22 protein-coding genes and 3 rRNA genes are annotated in these 26,054 nt (G+C 63.2%); 22 read left to right on the top strand and 3 right to left on the bottom strand.

The genetic code is table 11. The features are described 5' to 3' along the window. Positions 1-42 precede the first annotated feature (42 nt). The 4 genes from N687_RS0103520 (at position 43) to N687_RS0103505 (ending at position 6,778) form a co-directional block, all read left to right on the top strand. Positions 43-1,595, top strand: a 16S ribosomal RNA gene (locus N687_RS0103520). A gap of 148 nt (positions 1,596-1,743) precedes the next feature. Beyond that, positions 1,744-4,701 (top strand): 23S ribosomal RNA (locus N687_RS0103515). 50 nt (positions 4,702-4,751) lie between these two features. Further along, positions 4,752-4,868 (top strand): 5S ribosomal RNA (gene rrf / locus N687_RS0103510). The 16S, 23S and 5S rRNA genes sit together here, the layout of an rRNA operon. Positions 4,869-5,782: 914 nt before the next feature. After that, positions 5,783-6,778, top strand: a complete 996-nt coding sequence (locus N687_RS0103505; RefSeq protein ID WP_029420537.1) for an RluA family pseudouridine synthase — start codon at positions 5,783-5,785, stop codon at positions 6,776-6,778. A gap of 90 nt (positions 6,779-6,868) precedes the next feature. Here N687_RS0103505 and N687_RS0103500 read toward each other — a convergent pair whose 3' ends face one another. Next, positions 6,869-7,360 (bottom strand): thioesterase family protein, encoded by a 492-nt coding sequence (locus N687_RS0103500; RefSeq protein ID WP_331280120.1) that lies wholly within the window; start codon positions 7,358-7,360, stop codon positions 6,869-6,871. Positions 7,361-7,990: 630 nt separating this feature from the next. Between N687_RS0103500 and N687_RS0103495 the strand changes: the two genes are divergently transcribed. Continuing rightward, positions 7,991-8,989, top strand: coding sequence for a M23 family metallopeptidase (locus N687_RS0103495; protein WP_231493385.1), 999 nt, complete (start codon positions 7,991-7,993; stop codon positions 8,987-8,989). A 93-nt stretch (positions 8,990-9,082) separates the two neighbouring features. Here the strand turns inward: N687_RS0103495 and N687_RS0103490 are convergent, their stop codons facing one another. Continuing rightward, the gene (locus tag N687_RS0103490) at positions 9,083-9,490 is read right to left on the bottom strand and encodes a hypothetical protein (RefSeq protein ID WP_029420534.1); all 408 of its coding nucleotides are present in this window, start codon (positions 9,488-9,490) and stop codon (positions 9,083-9,085) included. 181 nt (positions 9,491-9,671) lie between these two features. Here N687_RS0103490 and N687_RS0103485 point away from each other — a divergent pair, with 181 nt between their 5' ends. The 13 genes from N687_RS0103485 (at position 9,672) to N687_RS0103425 (ending at position 20,235) form a co-directional block, all read left to right on the top strand. Further along, a complete protein-coding gene (locus N687_RS0103485; RefSeq protein ID WP_029420533.1) occupies positions 9,672-10,160 on the top strand; it encodes an acyl-CoA thioesterase in 489 nt (162 codons plus the stop codon). Next, positions 10,157-11,170 (top strand): asparaginase, encoded by a 1,014-nt coding sequence (locus tag N687_RS0103480; protein ID WP_029420532.1) that lies wholly within the window; start codon positions 10,157-10,159, stop codon positions 11,168-11,170. The genes N687_RS0103485 and N687_RS0103480 overlap by 4 nt, the downstream gene beginning before the upstream one ends. Positions 11,171-11,235: 65 nt before the next feature. Next, positions 11,236-12,525, top strand: coding sequence for an O-antigen ligase family protein (locus N687_RS0103475; RefSeq protein ID WP_051662911.1), 1,290 nt, complete (start codon positions 11,236-11,238; stop codon positions 12,523-12,525). Continuing rightward, the gene (locus N687_RS0103470) at positions 12,506-14,158 is read left to right on the top strand and encodes a hypothetical protein (protein WP_029420530.1); all 1,653 of its coding nucleotides are present in this window, start codon (positions 12,506-12,508) and stop codon (positions 14,156-14,158) included. The genes N687_RS0103475 and N687_RS0103470 overlap by 20 nt, the downstream gene beginning before the upstream one ends. After that, positions 14,136-14,930: a hypothetical protein gene (locus tag N687_RS0103465; protein WP_029420529.1), complete on the top strand. Its 795-nt coding sequence runs from the start codon at positions 14,136-14,138 to the stop codon at positions 14,928-14,930. The genes N687_RS0103470 and N687_RS0103465 overlap by 23 nt, the downstream gene beginning before the upstream one ends. Before the next feature lie 150 nt (positions 14,931-15,080). After that, positions 15,081-15,224: a hypothetical protein gene (locus tag N687_RS23670; RefSeq protein WP_156040020.1), complete on the top strand. Its 144-nt coding sequence runs from the start codon at positions 15,081-15,083 to the stop codon at positions 15,222-15,224. Between the two features lie 164 nt (positions 15,225-15,388). Further along, positions 15,389-16,096 carry an HlyD family secretion protein gene (locus N687_RS0103455; RefSeq protein WP_029420528.1) on the top strand — a complete coding sequence of 236 codons (708 nt, stop codon included), beginning with the start codon at positions 15,389-15,391 and terminating at the stop codon, positions 16,094-16,096. A 149-nt stretch (positions 16,097-16,245) separates the two neighbouring features. Further along, entirely contained in the window at positions 16,246-16,587 is a 342-nt protein-coding gene (gene rplS, locus N687_RS0103450) for a 50S ribosomal protein L19 (protein WP_029420527.1), read from the top strand. 65 nt (positions 16,588-16,652) lie between these two features. After that, positions 16,653-17,624 carry a ribosome biogenesis GTPase YlqF gene (gene ylqF / locus N687_RS0103445; RefSeq protein ID WP_051662910.1) on the top strand — a complete coding sequence of 324 codons (972 nt, stop codon included), beginning with the start codon at positions 16,653-16,655 and terminating at the stop codon, positions 17,622-17,624. 117 nt (positions 17,625-17,741) lie between these two features. Next, positions 17,742-18,416, top strand: a complete 675-nt coding sequence (locus N687_RS0103440) for a ribonuclease HII (protein WP_081841121.1) — start codon at positions 17,742-17,744, stop codon at positions 18,414-18,416. After that, positions 18,389-19,615: a hypothetical protein gene (locus N687_RS0103435; RefSeq protein ID WP_156040019.1), complete on the top strand. Its 1,227-nt coding sequence runs from the start codon at positions 18,389-18,391 to the stop codon at positions 19,613-19,615. Before N687_RS0103440 ends, N687_RS0103435 begins: the two co-directional genes overlap by 28 nt. Continuing rightward, positions 19,581-19,832: an EscU/YscU/HrcU family type III secretion system export apparatus switch protein gene (locus N687_RS0103430; protein WP_029420523.1), complete on the top strand. Its 252-nt coding sequence runs from the start codon at positions 19,581-19,583 to the stop codon at positions 19,830-19,832. Before N687_RS0103435 ends, N687_RS0103430 begins: the two co-directional genes overlap by 35 nt. A 22-nt stretch (positions 19,833-19,854) precedes the next feature. Then, positions 19,855-20,235 (top strand): YraN family protein, encoded by a 381-nt coding sequence (locus N687_RS0103425; protein ID WP_029420522.1) that lies wholly within the window; start codon positions 19,855-19,857, stop codon positions 20,233-20,235. 5 nt (positions 20,236-20,240) lie between these two features. Here N687_RS0103425 and N687_RS0103420 read toward each other — a convergent pair whose 3' ends face one another. Further along, positions 20,241-21,716 (bottom strand): YifB family Mg chelatase-like AAA ATPase, encoded by a 1,476-nt coding sequence (locus N687_RS0103420; RefSeq protein ID WP_029420521.1) that lies wholly within the window; start codon positions 21,714-21,716, stop codon positions 20,241-20,243. A gap of 165 nt (positions 21,717-21,881) precedes the next feature. On the opposite strand from N687_RS0103420, the gene N687_RS0103415 reads away from it, so the two are divergent. The 4 genes from N687_RS0103415 to dprA all read left to right on the top strand — a co-directional run bounded on the left by N687_RS0103415 (position 21,882) and on the right by dprA (position 25,962). Further along, positions 21,882-22,274: a hypothetical protein gene (locus N687_RS0103415; RefSeq protein WP_029420520.1), complete on the top strand. Its 393-nt coding sequence runs from the start codon at positions 21,882-21,884 to the stop codon at positions 22,272-22,274. Between the two features lie 239 nt (positions 22,275-22,513). Further along, the gene (gene sucC / locus N687_RS0103410; protein WP_029420519.1) at positions 22,514-23,668 is read left to right on the top strand and encodes an ADP-forming succinate--CoA ligase subunit beta; all 1,155 of its coding nucleotides are present in this window, start codon (positions 22,514-22,516) and stop codon (positions 23,666-23,668) included. Positions 23,669-23,782: 114 nt separating this feature from the next. Next, on the top strand, positions 23,783-24,685 hold the full coding sequence (gene sucD, locus N687_RS0103405; RefSeq protein WP_029420518.1) for a succinate--CoA ligase subunit alpha: 903 nt from the start codon (positions 23,783-23,785) through the stop codon (positions 24,683-24,685). 203 nt (positions 24,686-24,888) lie between these two features. Next, the gene (gene dprA / locus N687_RS0103400) at positions 24,889-25,962 is read left to right on the top strand and encodes a DNA-processing protein DprA (RefSeq protein WP_029420517.1); all 1,074 of its coding nucleotides are present in this window, start codon (positions 24,889-24,891) and stop codon (positions 25,960-25,962) included. Positions 25,963-26,054 lie beyond the last annotated feature (92 nt).

Genomic DNA, 26,054 nt, shown 5'->3' with positions numbered 1-26,054 from the left:
TGAGAGCGAACGTACGAAGTGATTCGGCGAGAATCACAGGATAGGTTTGAGAGTTTGATCCTGGCTCAGGACGAACGCTGGCGGCGTGCCTAATACATGCAAGTCGAGCGGGTTTCAAGGGGCTTGCCCCTTGGAGCCAGCGGCGGACGGGTGAGTAACACGTGGGCAATCTGCCTGTCAGACCGGAATAACGCCTGGAAACGGGTGCTAATGCCGGATAGAGCAATGGGCAGGCATCTGCCTGTTGGGAAAGGCGCAACTGCGCTGCTGACAGAGGAGCCCGCGGCGCATTAGCTAGTTGGCGGGGTAACGGCCCACCAAGGCGACGATGCGTAGCCGACCTGAGAGGGTGACCGGCCACACTGGGACTGAGACACGGCCCAGACTCCTACGGGAGGCAGCAGTAGGGAATCTTCCGCAATGGGCGCAAGCCTGACGGAGCAACGCCGCGTGAGCGAAGAAGGCCTTCGGGTTGTAAAGCTCAGTCACCCGGGAAGAGCGACCTGCGGAGTGGAAAGCCGCAGGGGAGACGGTACCGGGAGAGGAAGCCCCGGCAAACTACGTGCCAGCAGCCGCGGTAATACGTAGGGGGCGAGCGTTGTCCGGAATCACTGGGCGTAAAGCGTGCGTAGGCGGTCAAGCAAGTCCGGGGTGAAAGACCGAGGCTCAACCTCGGGGTGGCCTTGGAAACTGTTTGACTTGAGTGCTGGAGAGGCAAGGGGAATTCCACGTGTAGCGGTGAAATGCGTAGATATGTGGAGGAATACCAGTGGCGAAGGCGCCTTGCTGGACAGTGACTGACGCTGAGGCACGAAAGCGTGGGGAGCAAACAGGATTAGATACCCTGGTAGTCCACGCCGTAAACGATGAGTGCTAGGTGTTGGGGGGGTTACCCTTCAGTGCCGAAGGAAACCCAATAAGCACTCCGCCTGGGGAGTACGGTCGCAAGACTGAAACTCAAAGGAATTGACGGGGGCCCGCACAAGCAGTGGAGCATGTGGTTTAATTCGAAGCAACGCGAAGAACCTTACCAGGGCTTGACATCCCCCTGACAGCGCTAGAGATAGCGCCTCCCTTCGGGGCAGGGGAGACAGGTGGTGCATGGTTGTCGTCAGCTCGTGTCGTGAGATGTTGGGTTAAGTCCCGCAACGAGCGCAACCCTTGACCTGTGTTACCAGCGCGTAAAGGCGGGGACTCACAGGTGACTGCCGGCGTAAGTCGGAGGAAGGTGGGGATGACGTCAAATCATCATGCCCTTTATGTCCTGGGCTACACACGTGCTACAATGGGCGGTACAACGGGAAGCGAGGCCGCGAGGCGGAGCAAAACCCTGAAAGCCGCCCCCAGTTCGGATTGCAGGCTGCAACTCGCCTGCATGAAGCCGGAATTGCTAGTAATCGCGGATCAGCATGCCGCGGTGAATACGTTCCCGGGCCTTGTACACACCGCCCGTCACACCACGAGAGTCGGCAACACCCGAAGTCGGTGAGGTAACCCTCGCAAGAGGGAGCCAGCCGCCGAAGGTGGGGCTGATGATTGGGGTGAAGTCGTAACAAGGTAGCCGTATCGGAAGGTGCGGCTGGATCACCTCCTTTCTACGGAGCAAGGAGCTCTCAGGCGTGTTCGGTTTTGAGGGGGCGAGACCCGTGGGGGAGACCATGGGGGTAGCTTTCTCGATGTACCTTGGAAACTGGATACCGAGAGAAGCTTCTGACGTGGAAACGTCAGGGGTGACCTGCGACAGGTGAAGATAGGAAGGGCGCACGGTGGATGCCTAGGCGCCAGGAGCCGATGAAGGACGGGGCGAACGCCGAAACGCCACGGGGAGCTGTAAGCGAGCGTCGATCCGTGGATGTCCGAATGGGGGAACCCACCGGCCGTCATGGGCCGGTACCTTGCACTGAATGCATAGGTGCAAGGGGGCAACCGGGGGAACTGAAACATCTCAGTACCCCGAGGAGAAGAAAACAAGCGTGATTCCGCAAGTAGTGGCGAGCGAACGCGGAGGAGCCCAAACCAGCGCGGTGTGAGAGGTTGCAGCCGTTGCCGCGTTGGGGTAGCGGGGCATACAGGCAAGCCGCTGCAACGGCTTGACGGAGTGAGAAACTGCATGGGTAGCCGAACGGCATGGGAAGGCCGGTCGTAGAGGGTGAGAACCCCGTAGGCGAAACCGATGCAGCTCCGGAGTATGACCCCAAGTACCGCGGGACACGAGGAACCCCGTGGGAATCTGGGAGGACCACCTTCCAAGGCTAAATACTCCCTGGCGACCGATAGTGGAGAGTACCGTGAGGGAAAGGTGAAAAGTACCGCGGGAGCGGAGTGAAAGAGAACCTGAAACCGTGTGCCTACAATCAGTCGGAGCACGCGTTGGCGTGTGACGGCGTGCCTTTTGTAGAATGAACCGGCGAGTGATGTTAGCGGGCGAGGTTAAGGCGAAAAGCCGGAGCCGAAGCGAAAGCGAGTCTGATAAGGGCGGATAGTCCGCTGACATGGACCCGAAACCGGGTGATCTACCCCTGGCCAGGGTGAAGTGCGGGTAACACCGCATGGAGGCCCGAACCCACCGGCGTTGAAAAGCCGGGGGATGAGCTGGGGGTAGGGGAGAAATTCCAATCGAACTCGGAGATAGCTGGTTCTCCCCGAAATAGCTTTAGGGCTAGCGTCAAGTGGACAGAGGCGGAGGTAGAGCACTGATTGGGTGCGGGGCCCGGCCAGGGTTACCAAGCTCAGTCAAACTCCGAATGCCGCTTCGTGGGTGCTTGGCAGTCAGACTACGAGTGCTAAGATCCGTGGTCGAGAGGGGAACAGCCCAGACCAACAGCTAAGGTCCCGAAGTGCCAGTTGAGTGGGGAACGATGTGGCGGTGCACAGACAACCAGGATGTTGGCTTAGAAGCAGCCATCATTTAAAGAGTGCGTAATAGCTCACTGGTCGAGTGTCGCTGCGCGGAAAATGTAACGGGGCTAAACTGGCCACCGAAGCTTTGGATACGGAGACGTATGGTAGGGGAGCGTTCCGCTTGCGGGGAAGGTGAGCTGTGAGGCGAGCTGGAGCGAGCGGAAGAGAGAATGCCGGTATAAGTAGCGAAAAGACAGGTGAGAATCCTGTCCGCCGAAAGCCCAAGGGTTCCTGGGGAAGGATCGTCCGCCCAGGGTAAGTCGGGACCTAAGGCGAGGCCGAAAGGCGTAGTCGAAGGAGAACTGGTGGAAATTCCAGTACCACCTTGGCACGCTTGAGCGAAGGGGTGACGCAGGAGGCTCAGGGGAGCGGCCGGATGGAAGAGGCCGTCCAAGCAGCGAGCGGGGTGTGCAGGCAAATCCGCACACTGGTAACCGTGAGCTGTGATGGGGAGGGAAGGAAAGTACCGAAGCCCTGGGAGTCACACTGCCGAGAAAAGCCTCTAGCGAGTGACAAGGTGCCCGTACCGGAAACCGACACAGGTGGGCGCGTGGAGAACACGGAGGCGCGCGGGAGAACTCTCGTTAAGGAACTCGGCAAAATGGCCCCGTAACTTCGGGAGAAGGGGCGCTCTGTGAGAGCAGAGCCGCAGTGAAAAGGCCCAAGCGACTGTTTAGCAAAAACACAGGTCTCTGCGAAGCCGAAAGGCGACGTATAGGGGCTGACGCCTGCCCGGTGCTGGAAGGTTAAGAGGAGGGCTTAGGGAGAGATCCCGAAGGTCCGAATTGAAGCCCCAGTAAACGGCGGCCGTAACTATAACGGTCCTAAGGTAGCGAAATTCCTTGTCGGGTAAGTTCCGACCCGCACGAATGGCGTAACGACTTGGGCGCTGTCTCAACGAGAGACCCGGTGAAATTGTAATACCTGTGAAGATGCAGGTTACCCGCGGCTAGACGGAAAGACCCCGTGGAGCTTTACTGCAGCTTGATATTGGAGATGGGTATGTCATGTACAGGATAGGTGGGAGGCACAGAAGTGTGGGCGCCAGCCTGCATGGAGCCGGCGTTGGGATACCACCCTTGAGATACCTGTTTTCTAACCTAATACCGTGGAGCCGGTATGGGGACAGTGTCAGGCGGGCAGTTTGACTGGGGCGGTCGCCTCCTAAAGGGTAACGGAGGCGCCCAAAGGTTCCCTCAGCGCGGATGGAAATCGCGCGGAGAGTGTAAAGGCAGAAGGGAGCTTGACTGCGAGACGGACAGGTCGAGCAGGGACGAAAGTCGGGCTTAGTGACCCGGTGGTTCTGAGTGGAAGGGCCATCGCTCAACGGATAAAAGCTACCCCGGGGATAACAGGCTGATCTCCCCCAAGAGTCCACATCGACGGGGAGGTTTGGCACCTCGATGTCGGCTCATCGCATCCTGGGGCTGAAGTCGGTCCCAAGGGTTGGGCTGTTCGCCCATTAAAGCGGTACGCGAGCTGGGTTCAGAACGTCGTGAGACAGTTCGGTCCCTATCTGCCGCGGGCGCAGGATACGTGAGAGGGGTCGTCCTTAGTACGAGAGGACCGGGACGAACCGACCGCTGGTGTCCCAGTTGTTCCGCCAGGAGCACCGCTGGGTAGCCAAGTCGGGGAAGGATAAGCGCTGAAAGCATCTAAGCGCGAAGCCAGCCTCAAGATAACGTATCCCATCCCGAAAGGGAGTAAGACCCCTTGAAGAAGACGAGGTAGATCGGTCCGGTGTGGAAGCGTGGTGACACGTGGAGCAGACGGATACGAATCGGTCGAGGGCTTCACCAGAAGCAGGGAAACTCGGTATCTGGTTTCGAGGGTGCAAAGACACCCTGAAGTCTGGTGGTCATAGCGGAGGGGAAACACGCGTACCCATCCCGAACACGACCGTTAAGCCCTCCAGCGCCGATGATACTCGGGGCGGGAGCCCCTGGGAAAGTAGGACGCCGCCAGGCGAGAGAGAAGGCCCGGCATGCACGGAAGGTGCAGGCCGGGCCTTTTGCTGTGTGGTGTGCGGCAGGCGTAGGCTTGTCATGGGCTTGTCGGGCGGAGCGTGGTCGCAACTGGATGCTCCCTGGGACGCCGCGGATGGCGGCCGGTTTGTGTTCACGTGAGGCTTCGACGGGTGCGATGTCGGGCGGGACGGCTCAGCGGGGGAGAATGGGTGGGAATTGGGGATGAATGGGGTGTAAATGGGGGGCAAATGGGTGGTGAATGGGTGGTGATTGGGTGGTGATTGGGTTGAACGTGGCGCCGAGACCGCCCATTCGGTGAGCTGTAACAAACGAATTGCACTTATGGCTCGCGAAGCTGGAATGAATACCAACGGTTTTGTATTTATCCTCAGACCTCTGGGTTGCGATAGTGACTGTTTTGCATGTAAGCGGGCGGACGGGGAGTGGGGATGGAGCGGATAACGCAACGAAACCATCTTATGCGTTGGCTGGGGTCCGAGTTAAGTTCGAAACGTCCACTGTCGTGCTGGCTCCCGAACAGGATACGGTCATAAGTGTTTTTATGCCAGTGTCCGGCCCACACGCATCACCGCCCCATGCACCATCGCCTCAGGCACCATCGCCCCACGCACCATCGCCCCTCGCACTGCCGGCCCCCGTATCATCGCCTCTCGCACCGCCGGCTCCCACGCCTGACCGCCGGCCCCTCACAAGCCAGTCGCAACCACGCGCCGAACGTGGATCCGATTCGAAATTGCGCAGTCTTTGGTTTACAATGGGCGACGGTTGGCCCATCTGGCCCGTCTCGAGAGCATCGCCTAGTCCCAGAGCATCGCCTGGTCACAGTTGGGACGGAGCCAGGATGGAGATGGATTTTCCGTGACACAACGCAGCGCGGCACAGGGGGCGCGACGATGGTCGAGATCGAGGTCGGGCCGATGGAGGCCGGCAAGAAGGTCTACCGGTGGATGCGGCAATTGTTGCCCGGTGTCCCCCTGTCCGGCATCCACAAGATGATCCGGACAGGGCGGGTGAAGCGAAATGGGCAGCGCGTGAAGCCGGACGATGTCCTCGAAGAGGGCGATGTGATCCGCCTGTACATGGCGGAGGAGGACTTCTCACAGGTGAGCAAGCCCGTGCGGAAGTACCAGGGCGTTCCCACCGACATCGACATTGTGTACGAGGATGAGGACCTGATCGCGGTCAACAAGCCGGCAGGGCTGTTGACCCACGGGGCGCCCGGGGAACACAAGGACACCCTGGCCAATCGCGTGGCGGCGCATCTGTACTCGCGGGGCGATCTCGATTCCAAACGGTTTGTCCCGGCTCCCGCACATCGGCTGGACCGCAACACGAGCGGTTTGGTGCTCTTCGCAAAAAACGGGGAGGCGGCGCGAAAGATTGCCGCAGACCTGCAGGAGCACCGAATTCGCAAATGGTATGTGGCCATCGTGCGCGGAGTTGTTCCTCCAGCGGGAGAGGTGGAGGCCCGACTGCAACGGGAGGAGCGACGGAATCGCACCCTTGTGATTGAACGATTCCCGGAGCAGGGAAAGGACGCCGTGACGCGGTTTCGGCGGTTGGCACAGGCCCGTCAGACCAGCGTGGTGTGCGTGGAGCTTGTCACCGGGCGGACCCACCAGATTCGGGCTCACTTCGCACACCTGGGGTATCCGCTGTGGGGAGACGTCAAATACGGGGGCGCCAAGCCTGTTTCCGGTCGTCCGGCAGCTTCCACCCGTGATGTGGACCGGGAACCGCATCAATGGTTGCACGCTGCTTGGCTCCAGTTGGCGGATGGGCGGATGTTGCACGCCCCCTTGCCGGAGCCGTTCCGCCGCATATTGAACCGGCTCGGTTACAGTTCCCACGACGTGATGGCCATGGATCGAGCGGTACCATGGCCTTGATAAACACGGGAAGCGCCATCGCCCCAGCGGGGCGGGGCGAGTTGCCCGCGGTCTCGTACGCAGCTGTGGAGGCCGCCCTTGGCGATAGGATCAACCGGGCATATAGGGTGCCATCACGTGCGCTCGAAACGCGTCCGGGACGCGAACGGGTTTGCGCGTGTTGGGATCGACGGTGACGATGACGAACTCGGCGTCTAGTACGAGTTCGCCTCGTTGATTCGTGATCCACTGACCCATGCGCATGCTGGTGTTTCCGACGGATATCAGCCGCGTGCGGACCCGGAGCCGGTCATTCTGGAACGCTTCGCGCCGATAGTTTGCACTGACGTGTGCGACCACGGTGACGACCCCGAGTTTTCGCAGGGTTTCATAGTCGAATCCGCACCGTTCGTACCAATCCTCGCGGCCCCACTCGAGATATTCGAGAAATTTTGCGTTGTTGACGTGGCCATTGACGTCGATCTCGGTGGACCGGACGACCAACTCCAGTTCTGACTCCACGCCTTGCTCCTCCGGCAGCACCCCGCTGCCGTCCATTCCATCCGATCGCATGGTTCGAAATGGCACCTCCAACCTCTTCATGCACTCCTGGGTGGACACCGATTCCAGCATATCATGGACACACGGGGAACCTGAACCGACCGTGCGCGTCGCAAAGGATTTTTCTCACGCGGGGTTGAATGAGACACGCTTAAACCGACATACGTGTAAACAGAGGCGTTCGCGAAGGGTGCGCGCGGCCCAATCTGTCGGAGCGCTTCGGTGGTGCGTTGCAGGTAAACGCTTACTGGCTGTACTATCATCTGGCGGACGACGAGCACACCTACCAAGAAGGTCCTTTTTCGTCATTCGCAGAGGCAAGGAGGGTAGCACGCGAGGCCGATCAGGATTTGTACCCAGTGGATATCTGGATCCAAACCGGCTTCGAGACGGTGTGGAGACAGACACGGCGAACCACAGCACGTGCCATCTTGAGTTGACCGACGATTCACCGTGACACGACGCAAGTATCCCGTACCAGGGCGGACCCACCGGTCCGCCCTTGTGCGTGCCGGACCAGCGGGTCACAGGTATACGGGAACAGCCGGTGTACTTCGGCATGGATGGGCAGGAATAGGCGTCCCCCGACGGGGACAGGGTAACAAGGGGAACACCGGGCCGTGTGTTCCATTCGGCCAACAGGACCCGTACACCTGTCCCGGGGGTTGGGCGATGAACAAGCGATGCATCTTCGTGGTGGTGTGTGCACTCGTGGCGATGGTCGCCGGTTGGGGCCAGGACCGTCCGGTGAGTGCCGCCGAGCGCAAGACGCAAGAGGAGCTGATGCCCATCTACCGGAAGGCGGCCGCGGACACCGGGGTCAGCTGGACGTTGCTTGCGGCGGTGGATCGATACGCCGAGCTGATGAAGACGAAGGGCGACAGGGAGCGCAACCCGTTTTACGGCTTCGCCTTCGAGCCCGCCGCGTGGGCAGGCATCGACAATCCCAACTGGCTCGACATCGATCCGATGACCATCCGTCTGTTTCATGGGCTCGGCCGTGACGGAAACGGTGACGGGATGGCGTTGCCTTGGGATCCGCAGGATCGCATCCCTGTTCTCGCCGAGTGGCTGGACGAGTTGTCCGGTGAAGACGACGAGGAGGTTGCGATCTGGGATTTGTTCCAGGATCCGGTGGCCATGGACCGAATTGCGGCCTTTCAGACCTTGTTTGACAAGTACGGGTTAAATCCCAAAGGCCACTGTTTTCCCGTGTCGAAACGAGCCAACTACACGGTCAAGCACACCTTCGGGGCCGGCAGAAGCTGGGGCGGACGGCGGATTCACGAGGGTGTCGATATCTTCGCGCCGTATGGTACGCCCGTGTTGGCCTGCAGTTACGGTTACGTGGAACTGATGGGATGGAACCGGTATGGCGGCTGGCGGATCGGCATCCGTGACGTCAATAATGTGTATTATTACTATGCGCACCTGTCCAGCTACGCAAAAGGGCTGAAGCGAGGCGACGTGGTCGAACCGGGCCAGATCATCGGATACGTGGGCAGCAGCGGTTACGGTCCGCCGGGAACCAGTGGAAAATTTCCGCCTCATCTGCACTTCGGCGTCTACCGGGACACCGGACGGGGGGAATGGGCGTTCAACCCGTCGGCCCTGTTAGCCCAGTGGCAGAGGTTGCCGCAGCATGTGAAATACCCCGGGAAGTCCACCTGACCCGGGGTATTTGGCGTCGTATTTGGCATCCCTGAACCGGTGGTTTGAGCTGCCTTCAACGTTCGCCGAACTCCGCGAACGGCAGGTTGCGCTTCAATGAACTTGTGTCAGGGTGTCACACAGCTTCCTGGCTTGCTGCTCGGCCGCCCGTTCCTTCAATCCCAGCGCACGAAAATCCTCATCAAATCCACGCCGACCATCAAGTTGGGCGGCGATCAGCTCGTGCACGGCACGCCTGGATTGGATCAGCTCCTGAACCAGGTTGTACGCATACTGCACATGCGGTCGATCGCGGTCGTCGGCACTGCGAACCCTTGTGTCGAGGGACTCTGCCAAGCTTTGCAGTTTCTCCAACGCTAGCCCGTTGAGGGTGTACAACCGTTTGAGCGCACCCGCCTCGGGCGCTTCGAAATCATACCACGTTTGGGACAGGTTCGCCCCTTCCTGCTCCAATGCCCATACGTCGCGCGCCAGCTGAAGGAGCGCGTCCGCAGATTCCACCACTGTCTCCCTCCTCTCCGGCATACGAAAAGGTGCGTGCGTTATCCTAACCCTAACCCATCGTTCTATGCATGAACGAAGCCTCCGTGGCGGTGTTGGGTTGACGTCAGGCATGTGAATTGCGGATACTGGGATGTGGCCCCTGCGGGGACGAGCCATCGAAAAGGAGGAGAGGGGCTGGATGGATCCCAAACCGTGCCGCATGTCGCGGACCATCATGACCGATTTGGTGCTGCCGCCGGACACCAACAATCACGGGACCATCTTCGGCGGTAACGTGATGCGGTACATCGACAAGATCGCCAGCATCGCCTGCATGCGCCATGCGCGCAAGCCGGTGGTCACCGCGTCCAGCGACAGTCTCGACTTTCTGGAACCGATCCGCGTGGGGGAAGCTGTGCGCCTCGAGGCGTTCGTCACCTGGACGCACAAAACCTCCATGGAAGTGTTCGTCCGGGTGGAGTCCGAAAACCTTATGACAGGCGAGGTGAAAACCACCGCCCGGGCCTATCTGACCTTTGTCGCGCTCGGGCCTGACGGGCGGCCGGCCGAGGTGCCCCCCGTGTATCCAGAAACCGAGGAGGAGCGTCACCACTACGAGACCGCACCTGCGCGGTACGAGCTGCGCCGGCAGCGCAAACTTGTGCAGAGAACGAAGGGATCTGAATGAGTGAACTGTTGGTCGAAGTCGTCCGCGGTCCGCTTGTGGAGAGCCGTCACCTGGGGGACATCGCGGTGGTGGACACCGCGGGACGCGTACTTTGGTCCGCCGGGGATCCGCACCGGGTGACATACGCCCGCTCTTCGGCGAAACCGTTGCAGGCGCTGCCGTTGGTCGAGAGCGGCGCGGCGGACGCGTTTGGGATGAGCGATGAGGAGATTGCGCTCGCGTGCGCTTCCCACAGCGGAGAGGAGGCGCATACGGGACGCGTGCAGGCGTTTTTGCAGCGGATTGGCATCGATGCCAGTTATCTCCGGTGCGGCGCGCATCCCCCGTATCACGCGCCGTCGTACGAGCGGCTGCTGCGCAGCGGCGCGTCGCCGGAGGCGATCCACAACAACTGTTCCGGCAAACACGCCGGTATGCTGGCACTCGCCAAATTTCTCGGAGCCGATCTCGATACATACCTGGAACCGGATCATCCGGTGCAACGCCTCATTCTGCAAGCGGTCGCGGAGGTCACCGGCGTCCCGCAAGAGGACATCGTCCTCGGCACGGACGGATGCGGGGTTCCCGTCTTCGGACTGCCCGTGGATCGCCTCGCCCGCGCGTATGCACACTTCAGTGCACCGTCCGCACCGGTTCTCGGGACCCGCCGCGCGGCGGCGATGCGGCGGATCGCCAGGGCGATGGTGTCCCATCCGCACCTGGTGGCGGGGACGGAGCGGTTTTGTACCGATCTGATGTCCGCCGGTCAGGGAACCCTGCTCGGCAAGGCCGGGGCGGAAGGGGTGTACTGCGCAGGCGTGATGGGGACAGGCATCGGACTGTGCGTGAAGGTGGACGACGGGAACGCCCGCGCCGCGTATCCGGCCGTGGTGGAGACCCTGGCACAGGCGGGGCTCGTCTCCGAAGAGGTCCTGTCGAAGCTGAGCGGCTTTCGCCGGCCGCAGCTGCGCAATCATGCCGGGACCTGGGTCGGCGAGATCCGGCCTGTGTTTCAATTGTCCAAGCACTGACCCATGACTGAGCAAACACGCCTGACAGGCCCTCTGTGGGCCGCGGGCGTCTGGGAGTGGAACGTATGACGTATCGTGCCGCCGCTGCGGCTATCCCGCCAAGGTCCGGAACGTCTGTCGGGCTGGCGAACTCCGCCTGGGCCCGATGGTGCCTCTATCTGTGGATGCTGTTCCCTGTGGTCGATTTCGCCTTGCGCCAACCCGTCGTCCATCTCCTGGGGCTGCTCTGGGACAAGGTTGTGTTGGTGGTGCTCGCCATCATCGCGCTGGGACGGTTCATCGCTGGGCACCGGCCGCAGTGGTTCCCCTGGCAGCGGTACGCCGGTTGGTTCATCCTCTTCGGGATGGGCCTCATGTTCGCCGGACTGGTGCAACCGGTGATCGCGGTCCAGGGATACCGGATCGACGTGTACTACATCCTGTACACCTTTTTGTTCCCGTTCCTGATCGCCCCTCAGGATGTGCCCAGGTTGCTCCATCTGGGCGCCATGGTGGCCATGCTCGTGGGTATACACGGGATCCTTCAATACCTGCTGCCGGTCCCGATCCCCGGCGGATGGGTGGATGCGAGTGAGCATGTGCGCACAAGGGTGTTCAGCGTGTTGCAGAGCCCGAACGAACTCGGGGCGTATATGGCGTTGTCCACTCCCTTGATGTTCGGGCTGGCGTTGGCCGAGCGCGATCGGCGGCGCCGGTGGCTGTACGCCGCCGGTACACCGCTGTGCATGGTCACGCTGCTATTCACCTCCACCCGTGGCGCGTGGGTGGCGTTGGCGGTGGCCGTCGTCATCATGGCCGTTCGATTCGAACGGCGGTTGCTACTGGTCCTCGTGGTCCTCGCGGTCGTCGCGGTGTTTTTGCCGCCGATCCATCACCGGATCGCGGATCTGTTGTCCCCTGTTTACTGGATCAAGTCCTCGGAAAGCGGGCGCGTCTTCAAGTGGATCACGGCCTACGACCGCATGAGCACCAACCCGCTGTTCGGCGTGGGCGTCGGAAACTTCGGCGGCGCAGTCAGTTCGCTGTACAAAAGCGGCATCTACTCGGACAACTATTACGCAAAGACGCTGGCGGAGACGGGCCTGGTCGGATTGACGCTGTTTGTGGCGATGCATCTGCAGTTGATGCGGGATCTGTTCCGGGGTCCCCTTCGGTTCGCCCGCGGCCGGGACCGATATGTCGTCATCGGCGGAGTGACTGGACTCATCGCCGTGCTCATTCATAACGGGATGGAGAATGTGTTTGAATTCGCGCCGATGGCGGTCGCTTATTTCACGTACGCCATGCTGCTGCTCATCTGGGCATCGGCGTGGCAAGAGCGGGAGGAGGTGCCCGATGGAGCGCCTGAGGCGTAATGCGTACGTCCTCCTGTATGTGGCTTGGGCGGTGTTCGTGAACCTGTGCAACGTGTGGCTCATCCGGCCGCTCGCATTGGACGGTTCCGTGTATGGTGTTGTGGCCGTCATGGCGATCGCGCTGGCCTGGTGGACCACCATCCCGCCCGCAGCGCGGCGCCGCTGGGTGACCTTTACCCTGTTCGCCCTGTTGGCCGGCCAGGGATTCAGCCGCCTCGCGGCGAAGCCGCTGGTCATCGCGGCCGCCATCGGGCTGGTCATGGCCCTGGGTCTATTCATCCTGGCGTGGTGGTTCGGCCGCGTGCGTCCCTTGTCGCTCGCCTTGAGCGCCGTCGTCTTGGCGCTGGCCAACGCGTGGCTGCCGCTTGACCAATGGACGTTCCTCACCCACTTCCGCGTGACGTATCACACACGGGTCGGGTTCGATCCCGCGGATCTTCCCGCCCTCCCGCTGGAGGTGGTGGACACCGGGCACGGCCAATCGTTGATCACGCTGGCGAATGTGCACGAGACGCAACAGGACATCCAGCGGGAGGCGTTGCAAGCCACGGGCAGCCCTGGGGCGCTCGGGGAGATGTTGCGCGACTTCGGCCACCGGTATCAATTCGTGGAACTGGCGCCCGCCCAGCGCGGATTGCACCTGGTTCCCGCGTCCCCTGCGGACTTGGCGCGGCTCGACATCACGCCGTTCATCGCGCCGTTTTTCCCGTTCGTCCGTGCGGACTGGATCATCGACGGAGAACGGGTGTTGCAGTACATGTCTCCTTCGGCAGAGGCGCACGATCTGACCCGCATGTCCTTGACACCGGCGGATCTCGGCGCCGCCATCACGGGGCTCGGCAATGCCGTACAAGCCGAGGAAGCGCACAACTGGGGGCAGGTGCTGGCCACACTCGGGGTAACGCCTGATCCCGGCTTCACGATCGAGGATGGCGTGCTGCGGGGCACATGGCAGGGGAAGATGGTCCGGGTGCCGGTGGAGGGCAGCGTGATCGCGGGGCAAGGGTCGTTCTCCGCACCGGGGGCGCACGAGGTCCTCGTGCAAGGCGTCAATCTCCTGCAGGTCGTCTCCCTCGACAGTGGCCGCGTGGTGAGTACGTATCACGGCGATCCGCAGCATCCGCTTCCGAATGATGTGGTCGTCGGCCCCGTCGATAACAGCGGGCGCGATGTGGTGTTCGTCAATGGGCAGCCGGCTTCCATCCTGGGGATGGTGGACGGGGCCTGGAAGCCGTTGTACACGGCCCCCAACGACGCCTTGCGATTTGAAGCCGCGGTCCGCTTTCCGGGAGACAGCGTGCCGGAGATCTTGACCGACGACCCGAGTTGGTTGCGCAACAGCCCGGTGCGCTATTTCAGTTCCTACACCTACCGGAACGGTGAGTTGGTCCGAAACTGGCGAGTGTTTCAGACCAATGTGGTGAACGTCCGAACCATCCAGTTCGCTCCTCAGGAGGCACCGCAGCTTGTCCTGACGCTGTACGGCTCCGGTCATGTCTTCGTGCTGAGCCGCCATCACCTTCCGGTGGTCCCGGTCACCAGTGCGATCCTGGCGGTCGTCATGGCAGCGGGCTGGGTGGTACGTATCCGGAGAAAGGGGGAGACGATCCGTGAGCCGGGAATGCAGGCATGAGCGGCAGAGAGCGCTGGCGTGGGGGGCGGCCTGGGTGGCAGGGTTTCTGTTGGCCGGTTGCACCCCCGCGGCGCAACCCAAAGAAAAGCCGGATGCCGGCCAGGGGATCCCCCAACCTCAGTCGGCGTGGGTCACCGTGCTGGCGGCGGCTGAAGCGGGTCAACGGGCGCATCAGTACATGATCAGGATCGACGTCCAATCTCAGCAAGGCGCGCTTCACAGCAGTTTCTCCGCCTACGGCGCCATCAACAGGCCGGATCGCGTGTCCATCGATCTGCTGAACCAGGGGACCGACCTGTATTTTTACCAGCAGGGCGGCTCCGCCTACTACCGCCAGGACGGACACTGGTCACCGGCACCCGCCCTGACGGACACGGACGCGTACCAAGGATATGTCCGGGCCATTCAAAGCGGAATGCAGCAAAAGGCCCCGCTCGTCCAGTTGCCGAGGGTGTACGTGAACGACGAATACTGTGACGTGTATCAGGCGACCCTGTCCGGACAAAACCTGTGGCCGGGCGGGGTGTCGGCGGGGGACGCAGCGCTGGTCTGGCCGGTACAATCCGGTCAGATGGGCAACGTGCTGTATACCTTTTATGTCGGACAGCGCGACCACCTGTTGCGCCGGGTCGACGCGGAATCAGTGAGCACCGTCCGCCAGATCGGAACGGTACAAGTGGACGCGACCACTGTGTTTTTCGACATCGACCAGCCGGCGGCCAAGATCACCTTGCCGAAAGATCTGGTCAAGCAGTTGGAAAACGTCGACTAAATCAAGAAATCCATCTGCAAAAAGGGAGACATTTGCATTCATTGATGGTTTACGGTATAATCATTATGTAAACCATCGCTGCGTTCCATTCTGGATACGAAAGCACGGTGGAACCCGCGATTGATTTCATCAATCGAGGGGGGATGTGAGATGAAACAGCAGCCAGAGCTGCCTCGTTTCATCCGCGATCTGGAGATCGAGGTGTCTTTGGACCGGTTGGCCCAACGGGCTCCGGAGGAAGATCGCGGCGGATTGGAGGACGGGCTCGGTGTGGACGACGTACACCGGCCCTGAAGGCGATCGCCGCGGCAGTTCGCAGAAATGTAAGGTGGCCCCCGGCATGGGGGCCTTTTTGATGGTGCGCCGCGCCCTGGGACAAGCGCTGGACAAACGAATCTACACATCATAAAATTTATGTCGGCTAAAGCATTGCAGTGGCTCAGAAGAGGGGTGTTCGCGTGGGACTGCGGCGCATCATCGTATTGAACGTCGTGGCGTTGCTGGTGATCCTGGGCCTGATCTACGGTGGGTACACCTACTACTACAACCGGGAGAACTACGTCACCACCAACAACGCCTTCGTGGAGGGCCCGAAATACCCCGTGAATGTGCAGTTCGCGGGCAACCTCACGAGCTGGAATGTGAAAGACGGAGATTCGGTGCAGGCGGGGCAGGTCCTCGGCAAGATCGATCCGCGGATCGAACTGAGCCAACTGGGGGCGGCCGCCAAGGATCCGAATGTCGTCGCGGCGGTGAACAAGGCTGCTGAGGTGGACAGCCCGACCAGCGGGAGGGTGACGCAGGTAAGTGCCACAGTGGGTCAGATGGCGGCCCCTGGTCAACCGCTGGCGTACGTGGTCGATATGAATCACCTGTACGTGGTGGCCAACATCAACGAAACCGACGTGCGCAACGTCGGTGTCGGGGATGCGGTCGATATCCACATCGACGCTTATCCCGATCAGACGTTCAAGGGCACGGTCAGCGCCATCGGGCGGGCGACCAACTCGCTTTTCTCGCTCCTGCCCGCGTCAGGGACGACCAGCGGGACCTACACCAAGGTGACGCAGACGGTCCCGGTGCGGATAGACCTGTCGGGGTACGGCGGGGTTCAACTGATACCGGGGATGAGCGCGACGGTACACATCCACCGGTCCAACAGCTGACCTGTGGCCCATAGCATGGAGCGTCGTGAAGAAAGGACAGGATTGCCGAGTCTGCCGACGATATGGTAGAATGATTCGGCGTGATTACGGTGTTCCTCTGCCAGTGACGTGAGACGGTACGAACACCTGTGGGAAGGAGGGCGTTCCGGATGAACATCCTGCGTGAAGTGACCCGCGACCAGCTGCGCACCGACATCCCGGATTTCCGCCCCGGTGACACCGTGCGGGTGCACGTGAAGGTTCGTGAAGGACAGCGCGAGCGGATTCAGGTCTTCGAGGGCGTCGTGATCCGCCGGCGCGGCGGCGGCATCAGCGAGACCTATACCGTGCGGAAGATCTCCTATGGCGTGGGGGTCGAACGTACGTTCCCGCTGCACTCTCCGAAGGTGGAGAAGATTGAAGTGGTACGCCGCGGCAAGGTTCGCCGTGCGAAGCTGTACTATCTGCGGGGCCTGTCCGGCAAGGCGGCGCGCATCAAAGAGATCCGGTGACGGACGGAAACAGGGGGACGGGGAACCGTCCTCCTTTTTTTATTGGTCAGCGAGGAGGGCAAACGGTGGAACCGATCCATTGGTTTCCTGGCCACATGGCCAAGGCGAAGCGGCAAATGGAAGAGGCCCTGCGGCGGGTGGACGCGGCCCTGGAGTTGGTGGACGCCCGCCTGCCGTCCGCGAGCAGTAACCCCATGCTCCGCGACATGCTCGGCAGCCGGCCGAAGGTCCTGGTGATGACGCGCATAGACCTGGCCGATCCCGCGGCCACACGGGCCTGGGTGGATCACTTTCGCCGGGAGGGTCAGTCCGTGGTCCTGGTGGACGCCCGCAGCGGCCGGGGGATCGAAGGCATCCTCCCCGCCCTGGAAGAGGCAGCGCATGCCTTGCGGGAGAAAGAAGCCCGGCGGGGACTGCGTCCGCGGCCGCTGCGGGCGATGGTGGTGGGCATTCCGAATGTCGGAAAGTCATCGCTCATCAACCGCTTGGCGGGCAGGTCCGCGGCGAAAATCGGGGATCGTCCAGGGGTCACGCAGACGCAGCAGTGGATCCGGCTCGGCCGGATCGAACTGCTCGACACGCCCGGCGTCCTGTGGCCGAAACTGACGGATCAGCGGGCAGCCTTGGCGTTGGCTGTCTCAGGAGCCATCAAGTCCGACGTGGTAGACCGGTTGCTGGTGGCGGCGTACTTCGTCGTGTTCGCATCCCGGCACTATCCGCACGCGTTGACGGAGCGGTACGGGGTCCAACCGGTGGCGGACACGGGCCCATTGGATAGCGGAGACGCGGGCGGGCTGTGGCAGGCGGCGGAGCCAGTGCTCCAGGCCATCGCCGAACGGCGGGGACTGCGGCGAGGCGGTGGCGCATGGGACGAGGAGCGTGCGGCGGACCTTCTGCTGCGGGAGGTGCAGACGGGAAAGCTGGGGCGGCTGTCGTTCGAGTGGCCGCCGGATTCGGCGGGGGATGCGCCAGCTCCGGCCTCGGCAGCGTCGGAGCCGGCCGGGCGATCGGACGGGCCCGCTCCTTTGGAGGGCTGAAGGCGCACAGCGTTTCCCGCAGGCGAGATGTTTCTTCTCGCCCTGCTGGTCAGCCAGTCTTGCGCCCGTTAGACTGGAGAGAGGACGTTGTAAAAGAGCGAAGAGAGGAGGATGGTCATGCGGGCGCAGGCCAAGCAGGCCGCGGCGCTGGAGCGAGCCAGGCAGCTGTGGGCGCAGGAGCGGGCACTCGTGCAAGCGGTGTCGGTGTACGCGGGGGTCGACGAGGCGGGCCGCGGCGCCCTTGCGGGACCGGTGGTGGCAGCCGCGGTCGTGGTGGACGGACCCCCGGAGCGATGGGCCTTCGTCGACGACTCGAAGTCACTTACATATCGGCAGCGCGAGATCCTGTACGAACGGATTGTGGAAGAGGCGGTGTCGGTGTCAGTCGGTTACGCGACCGTCGGCGAGATCGACGAGATGAACATCCTGCAAGCGGCGCGTTTGGCGATGGGACGAGCAGTGGATGGACTCGAGGTCGAGATCGGATTGGTGTTGACCGACGGGCCGCATCCCCCTGTGTTTCCGTCCGCCGCGCGCCCCGCGTTGCCTGTGGTCGATGGGGACGCCCGTTGTCTGTCCATCGCCGCCGCCTCCATCGTCGCCAAGGTGGTGCGCGACCGATGGATGAAAGGGTGGGCCTCGCGATATCCGGAGTACGGGTTTGAACATCACGCCGGCTATGGGACGCCGGAGCACCTTCGGGCGTTGGCCGAGTACGGGCCAACACCGCTGCATCGGCGATCCTTCGCGCCGGTCAGGAGAGCGTGCCAAGGCACGCTGGGGCTCCTGTGACCGGGCCGGTGCTGCCGCCGAGCGGACATGGCACAGGTGTCCCGCCGGCGCGTGAGGCGGCCAGCGTGCGCGGACCGGGCGCGGCGACGGAGGGCAGCCGGCAGCGGGAGATCGGGGCCGCCCGGGGCTCCCAGGCTGTGCGCACCCACCAGACCGCGCCGAGCTCGGCAGCGGATGGGGTCGGCTTGGCGCAGGTGGCTCGGCTGGAGCAATCCCTTCCGGCCATTCTCATGGAGCGGTCGTCGTGGCTTCACACCGAGTGGGCCTGGCGAAGGCTGTTGTTCGAAACGGCATTGGCCGGCCACACGGCGGGACAGTCCGAGGGGCACCAGACCAGCCAGGTTGAGGTCGCGCAATTCGGCATCGAACGATTGTGGGCGGTGCTCGCCGAACTGATTGCCTCCGCCGGACCCGAAGGCGAGGTGGTGCGATGGCCCGGGACAGGTCCCGGAACGGTGCCGGTTCCAGGTACGATGCCGGTGCCGGGTAGGGTACCAGTGGCTGCCGCGGTGCCTGAACCGGGTACAGTGCCGGCGCCGGGTGCGTTGCCTGGGGCTAGTATGACTCAACCGGGTATCGTGACGGTGTCTGATGCCATACCAGGGGCTGCAACGGCACCTGAACCGGGTATGGTGTCGGTGCCTGGTATGGTGACAGGGGCAAGAACGGCGCCTGGACAGGGGTCTGGAACGGCGCCAGGATTTGGGCACGAAGTCACCGCTGGCGTCACGGATTTCGCCCACTGGCGGAGGGAAGAGGTGTCAGCGGCCCCGGAGCGCGTCCGGAACTGGGTGTATTTACAACGGATGATGGGGGCGGTGCGATCCCCGGATGGAAGTATCCACGGGGCCGGCCTCTTTTGGCTTCCCTCGCCTACACCGGGCCAGGGGACGATGACGGCTGTCCGATGGGAAGGGCGGCGCCAGAGCCGCTCCGGGCCCGGTGGAATCACGGTGCACCGGATTCGCCTGGGACTGCGGCTGGCGCAAGCGCAGGTCAACGTGGAACTGGTGTGTGCGCGTCCGTCGCTGTCGGTCCGGGTCCGCGCGCCGGAGCGGATGCAGCCGGCATTGGCGGCCGCCGCGGAGCCTTTGGCCGAGGCGTTGGCGGAGTCTGGTTGGCGTCTGAACAGTTGGCGTGTCCTGGACGTGGAGGAGGAGCGCGATGGAGAGGAAGCGAGCGGTGGCGCTTCAGTATGAACAGGCGGCCGCCGCCGCCCCGCGGGTGGTCGCCAAGGGCAGTGGAGCAGTGGCCGAGGCGATCGTCCGCCGGGCGCGGGAGGCGGGCGTGCCCGTCCACGCGGATGCCGCGTTGACCGAGGCGTTGATGGCCGTCGAGGTGGACGCAGTGATCCCAGAGGAATTGTACGTCGTCGTCGCACAGGTGTTGGCCGCGGTGTATCGGGCGGCCCGCTGACCCGTCGACGGGAGGTTCAGGCGTGACCCGGCGGGCATTGGGGCGGTTCGGCGAGCGGTTCGCAGCCCAGTACCTGGAACGGGCCCTCGGCTGGCGCGTGGAGCGGAAGAATTGGCGGTGCCGCTGGGGCGAATTGGACCTGGTTGCGCGGACGCCCAGTGGCGTCCTGGTGATTGTTGAGGTGCGGACGCGTGGGACGGATCGGTACGGATCGGCATTGGAGTCCGTCACGGAGGGCAAACGGCTGCGGTTAGCCCGGCTCACCCGCCGCTTCTTGGCGGACTGGACGGGTCCTGCACCGGCCCTCGTGCGCGTGGACGTGATCGGGTTGACGGTGAGCGGACGGCGGGTGGTCGCGCTCGAACACATCCGCGGCGCCATCGAATCCGTCTGGGACGAATGACGGCGTCAGCGGTGCACCGGCAGTCCTGGGCTGCGGAAAGCAATCGCCTCATCCACATGCGTGGGTTGAACACTGTCCTTGCCTTCCATTACGCTGAGCGTCCGGGCCAGTCGCGCTACGGCGAGGGCGCCACGTCGGGACAGGGGAAGGCGGGTGGCGGCGAGGTGAAGCCGGCTCAGGGCAGCGGCTGCGAAATCCCTTGGGTGCGGTTCCCCTTGTACGCCGCGGGTACGGTCCGCGAGCGCCATGCGGGCGCGGGCCACGGCCGCACGCAGTTCCGCTGAGGTCACGCGCCGAGAGACCTCATCGTACGCGCGGTCGCGGGCGGGTCGGACGGGGACGACCATATCGATGCGGTCCAGCAACGGACCCGACAGATGGCTCCAGTAGCGCAGAATCACCGCTTCCGGGCAGTTGCACGTCCCGAACCCGCTCTGGCCGCAGGGGCAAGGATTGAGCGTTCCCGCCAGGAGAAACGAAGCGGGATACGTGACGGAGCGACCCCCGCGCGTGAGCCGGACTTCCCGCTGCACCAAAGGTTCGCGCAGCGCATCCAGGGCTGCGCGGCGAAATTCGAGCACCTCGTCCAGGACGAGCACGCCGTGGTGGGCCAGCGTGACCTCGCCGGGCGCAGGGGGTGTGCCACCCCCGATCAGCCCCGCTTGTCCGATGGTGTGATGCGGCATCCGCATCGGAGGCCTCAGGGTCGGCGGACGGGGGCTCCCGGCCGCCTGGTGGATTGCGTGCACCTCCAAGGCTTCGTCGGGCGTCAGGTCTGGCAGGAGCGTGTGCAGGCGCTCGGCGAGCATCGTCTTGCCGCAACCGGGCGGGCCGACCAGCACGAGGTGGTGATGGCCCGCGGCGGCCAGCGCGAGGGCTCGTTTCACTTCGTCCAGGCCCATGACTTCGGCCAAGTCCACGTCCGCCTGCGCGGTGAGGATGGGCGGTGGGGAATAAGGTTGGCGAAGGTGTCCGTGGTTCCGCAGGTCTTGGATGAGATCGCGAAGATGGGCGTACGTGTGCCAGGTCAGACTCGGGATGGGCACGCACGAACCGATCTGAGGGGTTGCGACGGCCACGCTGTGCACGCCTGCGGCGGCGAGGCCGATGGCCAGGTTCACCGCTTCCGGTACGGGAGCCAACGCCCCGGACAGGCTCAGTTCGGCCGCGAACCCGATGGCCTGCTCTGATGCGGGCAGCACGCCGGCGGCGCGCAGGATGGCGACGGCGATGGCGAGGTCCAGGCCTGCCCCGCGTTTACGCACACTGGCCGGCGAGAGGTTGACCGTGATGCGGTTGTTCGGGAACTCCAACCCGGAGTTGCGGATGGCGGACCGGATGCGGAGCTTGGACTCGTTCACCGCCGAATCCGGCAGCCCGACGATGTGGAATTGCGGCAACCCGCGGCCGACGTCGGCCTCCACCGTGACCACCGACGCGCCGATCCCGTCCAAGACTGCTCCGACGGCGGATCCCAACATCGGGCATCTCTCCTTGTCCGTTCAGTCGATGAGGCTTTCCGCATAGGTTGTTATATACCCGCGTGCACAGGCACGTCCATGGTATTCTGAATAGAATGAGTAGATCTTGCGAACTCCGGGCCTCCACGGTACCATCGTAGACAAACGGCTGAGGGGTTGTGAGTCGTGCAGGGACACAACGGGAGACCGCAAAACACCAAGTTTCCCGGCCGGGTGCCGCAACCGGCCAGGGTCATCAGTATGCGGGCATGGAAGACGCGAAAGCGCCTGCATCATTTGCGTGGAATGCGCAGCTGGCCACAGTGGGTGGTGGTCGCGTGTGCGCTGGCGTTGGCGGTCGCTTCGGCGGGGGTGGCGGTGGCCAGCTGTATCCCGTTTCCTTGGCAGGCTCAGTGCGTCATCTGGACCTGGGTGCTAGCGCTTGTCGGGAGCGTCTTGGCGCTGGTGATGCATGTCTGGCGGGATCGCTGGGCCATGCGCTTGTTGTCTGTGTACGTGTTGTGCATGACGTTCTCCTTCGTCGCCGGCGCGGTCACCCTGTGGGCGCGCGGACACTGACCCAACCCACCCCGGATTTCCCCGCATCCCCGGTGTGAGACCGGGGATGCACGCATTTCCGAGTTGTAAATCGAACGCCTGTATTTTATCTTAGAAAAGGATTGGACATCGAGATCGCGTTTCGCCGGCCGAACCCACATTGGCGGCGAAGACGACCCGGTGTTGTCTTTTTTGTGTTGTCGTGCTCCGCGGGAACGCGGTGACGCAATGCAACCACCTGGACGTAAGGAGGACTCGCCATGAACATCCATGAGTACCAGGCGAAGGCGGTGCTCGCCAGCTATGGGGTCGCCGTGCCGCAGGGTAAGGTGGCGTTTACCGTGGAAGAGGCCGTGGAGGCCGCAAAGGAGCTGGGTGGCAAGGGGGTTGTGAAGGCTCAGATCCATGCCGGGGGCCGCGGCAAGGCGGGCGGTGTCAAGATCGGCAAGTCGCTGCAGGAAGTGGAACAGCATGCCCGCGAATTGCTCGGCAAGACACTCGTCACCCATCAGACCGGTCCAGAGGGCAAGGTGGTCAAGCGGTTGTTGATTGAGCAGTTGACCAACATCCAGAAGGAGTATTACATAGGCCTGGTCGTGGACCGGAACACCGGCCGCGTCGTGATGATGGCTTCCGGCGAGGGCGGTATGGAGATCGAGGAAGTGGCCGCCAAGACGCCGGAGAAGATCTTCCGCGCCACAATTGATCCGGCCGTCGGCCTGCTTCCGTACCAGGCTCGCCAGCTCGCCTACAGCATCGGGATTCCAAATGAACTGGTGAAAAAGGCCGCGCAGTTCATGACGGCCCTCTACCACTGTTTTGTCGACAAAGACTGCTCCGTCGCCGAGATCAATCCGCTGGTCGTCACCGCCGAGGGAGATGTCATGGCGCTCGACGCCAAGCTCAATTTTGATGACAATGCTCTGTATCGCCATCCCGAGATCCTTGAGCTGCGCGATCTGGACGAAGAGGATCCGAAGGAGATCGAGGCGTCCAAGTACGGCCTGAACTACATCGCCCTCGATGGCAACATCGGTTGTATGGTCAACGGCGCCGGCCTCGCGATGGCGACGATGGACACCATCAAGTACTACGGAGGGGAACCGGCCAACTTCCTCGACGTCGGCGGAGGTGCCACTGAGGAGAAGGTGACCGAGGCGTTCAAGATCATCCTCTCTGATCCCAAGGTGAAAGGGATTTTGGTCAACATCTTCGGCGGCATCATGAAGTGCGACGTGATTGCGAGCGGCGTGGTAGCGGCAGCCCGTCAGGTGGGCTTGGATAAACCGCTGGTCGTGCGCTTGGAGGGTACGAACGTCGACCTGGGCAAGAAGATCCTCAATGAGTCCGGCCTGAACATCATCGCGGCCGACTCGCTCGCGGACGCGGCGCAGCGCATCGTCAGCCTGGTCTGAGTGCCCCCGCGGACGGAAGGACGGGCGCCGAACTGTGGAAAGGGGGCGCCTGGAGGACAAGCGGGATCGACAAGTACGGCCGGAATTCCCGGCGCGGACAAGGAGAGAGTGCCGATGAGCATTTTGGTCAACAAGGACACGCGCGTCATTACACAGGGCATTACCGGGTCCGCCGGTTTGTTCCATACCCGTCAGGCGATTGAATACGGCACGAACGTGGTCGGCGGCACCTCCCCCGGCAAGGGTGGTACGAAGGTGGAGGGCGTCCCGGTGTTCAACACCGTTGCGGAAGCGGTGAAGGAGACGGGGGCGAACGTGTCGGTGATCTACATTCCGGCGCCGGGGGCGGCCGACGCCATCATGGAGGCGGTCGACGCCGAGTTGGACCTCGTCATCTGCATCACGGAGGGCATTCCGGTCCTCGACATGGTCAAGGTCAAGCGTTTCATGGAAGGCCGGCACACCCGGCTCATCGGCCCCAACTGCCCCGGGGTCATCACGCCGGGCGAATGTAAGATCGGCATCATGCCAGGTTACATCCACACCCCCGGGAAGGTCGGGGTGGTCTCGCGCAGCGGCACCCTGACATACGAGGCGGTGTATCAGCTGACGAACCTGGGCCTGGGCCAGTCGACCGCGGTCGGCATCGGCGGCGACCCGGTCAAGGGTACCGAGTTCATCGACGTGTTGCAGATGTTCAACGAGGATCCCGACACCGAAGCGGTCATCATGATCGGCGAGATCGGCGGCACTGCGGAAGAGCAGGCTGCGGAATGGATCCGCGATCATATGACGAAGCCTGTCGTGGGATTCGTCGCGGGGGCGACGGCACCTCCGGGACGGCGGATGGGGCACGCGGGCGCCATCATTTCGGGGGGCAGCGGCACGGCCGCATCGAAGATCGCGAAGATGGAGGAATGCGGCATCCGCGTCGCGCCCACCCCGTCGGAGATGGGCTCCACCCTGTACAAGGTGCTGGAGGAGCGCGGGCTGTTGGAGCGCTGCAAGGTGAAGTAATCCGTCTCGCTTCAACGCGGGCCCACACCGCGGTGGTTGCGCCTCATGGCGCCGCCGCGGCTTTTTTTGTTCCAGCACCGGATCCGCATGACCGATGCGGCGCCGCGCGCATTTGGGTTTTCCATGGTAAACGTCTGCGTCCTGTCGGAGTGGCGTTTGGATACGATCCCGCCGACAATGGAGGACGAGGAGGCGCCATGCGAATGGACGAGCGCACCGCTTGGATCACATTAGCCGCCTGCCCGCGCCTGGAACCATCGAGCTTGCGCCGCCTGGCGGACGGGTTCGGCGGGGCACTGCAGGTGGTGGAGGCGGGGCCGGATAAGGTGCGTTCCGCCGGCTTCGTCCGATCCCCCACCGCGTCGGCGGTGTGCGAATGGCTGGCACGGACCCGAGGGCAGGATGTGGAAACACTGCTTGCGCGGCGCGGGATCCGATGCCTGGTACAGGGGGACCCAGGGTATCCGAGGCCTCTGTACGACCTGGCCGTTCCCCCGCGGGTGCTGTTTAGCAAGGGTGACATCCCGGATCCGTGGCCGCGGTCCATCAGCGTCATCGGAACGCGCAAGGCGACGGCGTACGCCCTCGAAGCGGCCCAGTGGGTGGCGGAGACCCTGGCAGGAGCGGGTTGGAACGTGGTATCTGGGTTGGCCCTCGGGATCGACGGGCAGGCCCATCGGGCGGCGCTGGCGGCGGGCCGTACCACCGCGGTGCTCGGGTGTGGGGTGGACGTGTGTTATCCGGCCCAACACCAACGTCTCTATGAACAGGTGGTGGCCTCTGGTATCGTGATCAGCGAGTATCCGCCCGGGATGCCCGTCGCGAGACACCACTTTCCCGAGCGAAACCGCATCATCGCCGCCCTGTCGGAAGCGGTCGTCGTGATCCAGGCCGGAGAGCGCAGCGGCGCCCTCGTCACCGTCGACTTGGCGCTCGAGCTGGGGCGCGACGTGTACGTGGTACCCGGCCCCATCACCTCCCAACTGTTCCGGGGGTCCAATCGGCTGCTGCAGCAAGGGGCGCAGCCGCTGATCGATCCGCTGGATCTCGTCCGAGAATTGGGAGGGGAACCGAAACAAGCCGCGGTCCCCGCGTCGGTTCCGGAACGCTGGCGGCCGTTGTATGAGGCATTGGCAGAAGGTGCGAGTCCGGCCGCCCTGGCGGAATGGTTGCAGATGCCCCTTGCGCAAGTCTACGCAGGCCTTTTGGAGCTCGAGCTAGCAGGGGTGGTGGAAAAGCGGCCCGGTGGAGGGTACCGGCGGGTGCACCCTACGTAGGAGGGGTGGCCGTTGGCCGGCAGGTGTCGTTTGCAAATGAAGCAGGCCCGGTGATAATATGGATAGAACTGTGCGGGGTCCCCACCCGGATC

Source organism: Alicyclobacillus macrosporangiidus CPP55 (assembly GCF_000702485.1).
GTDB classification, from domain to species: domain Bacteria; phylum Bacillota; class Bacilli; order Alicyclobacillales; family Alicyclobacillaceae; genus Alicyclobacillus_H; species Alicyclobacillus_H macrosporangiidus_B.
This window is presented reverse-complemented; position numbering and strand designations above follow the sequence as displayed.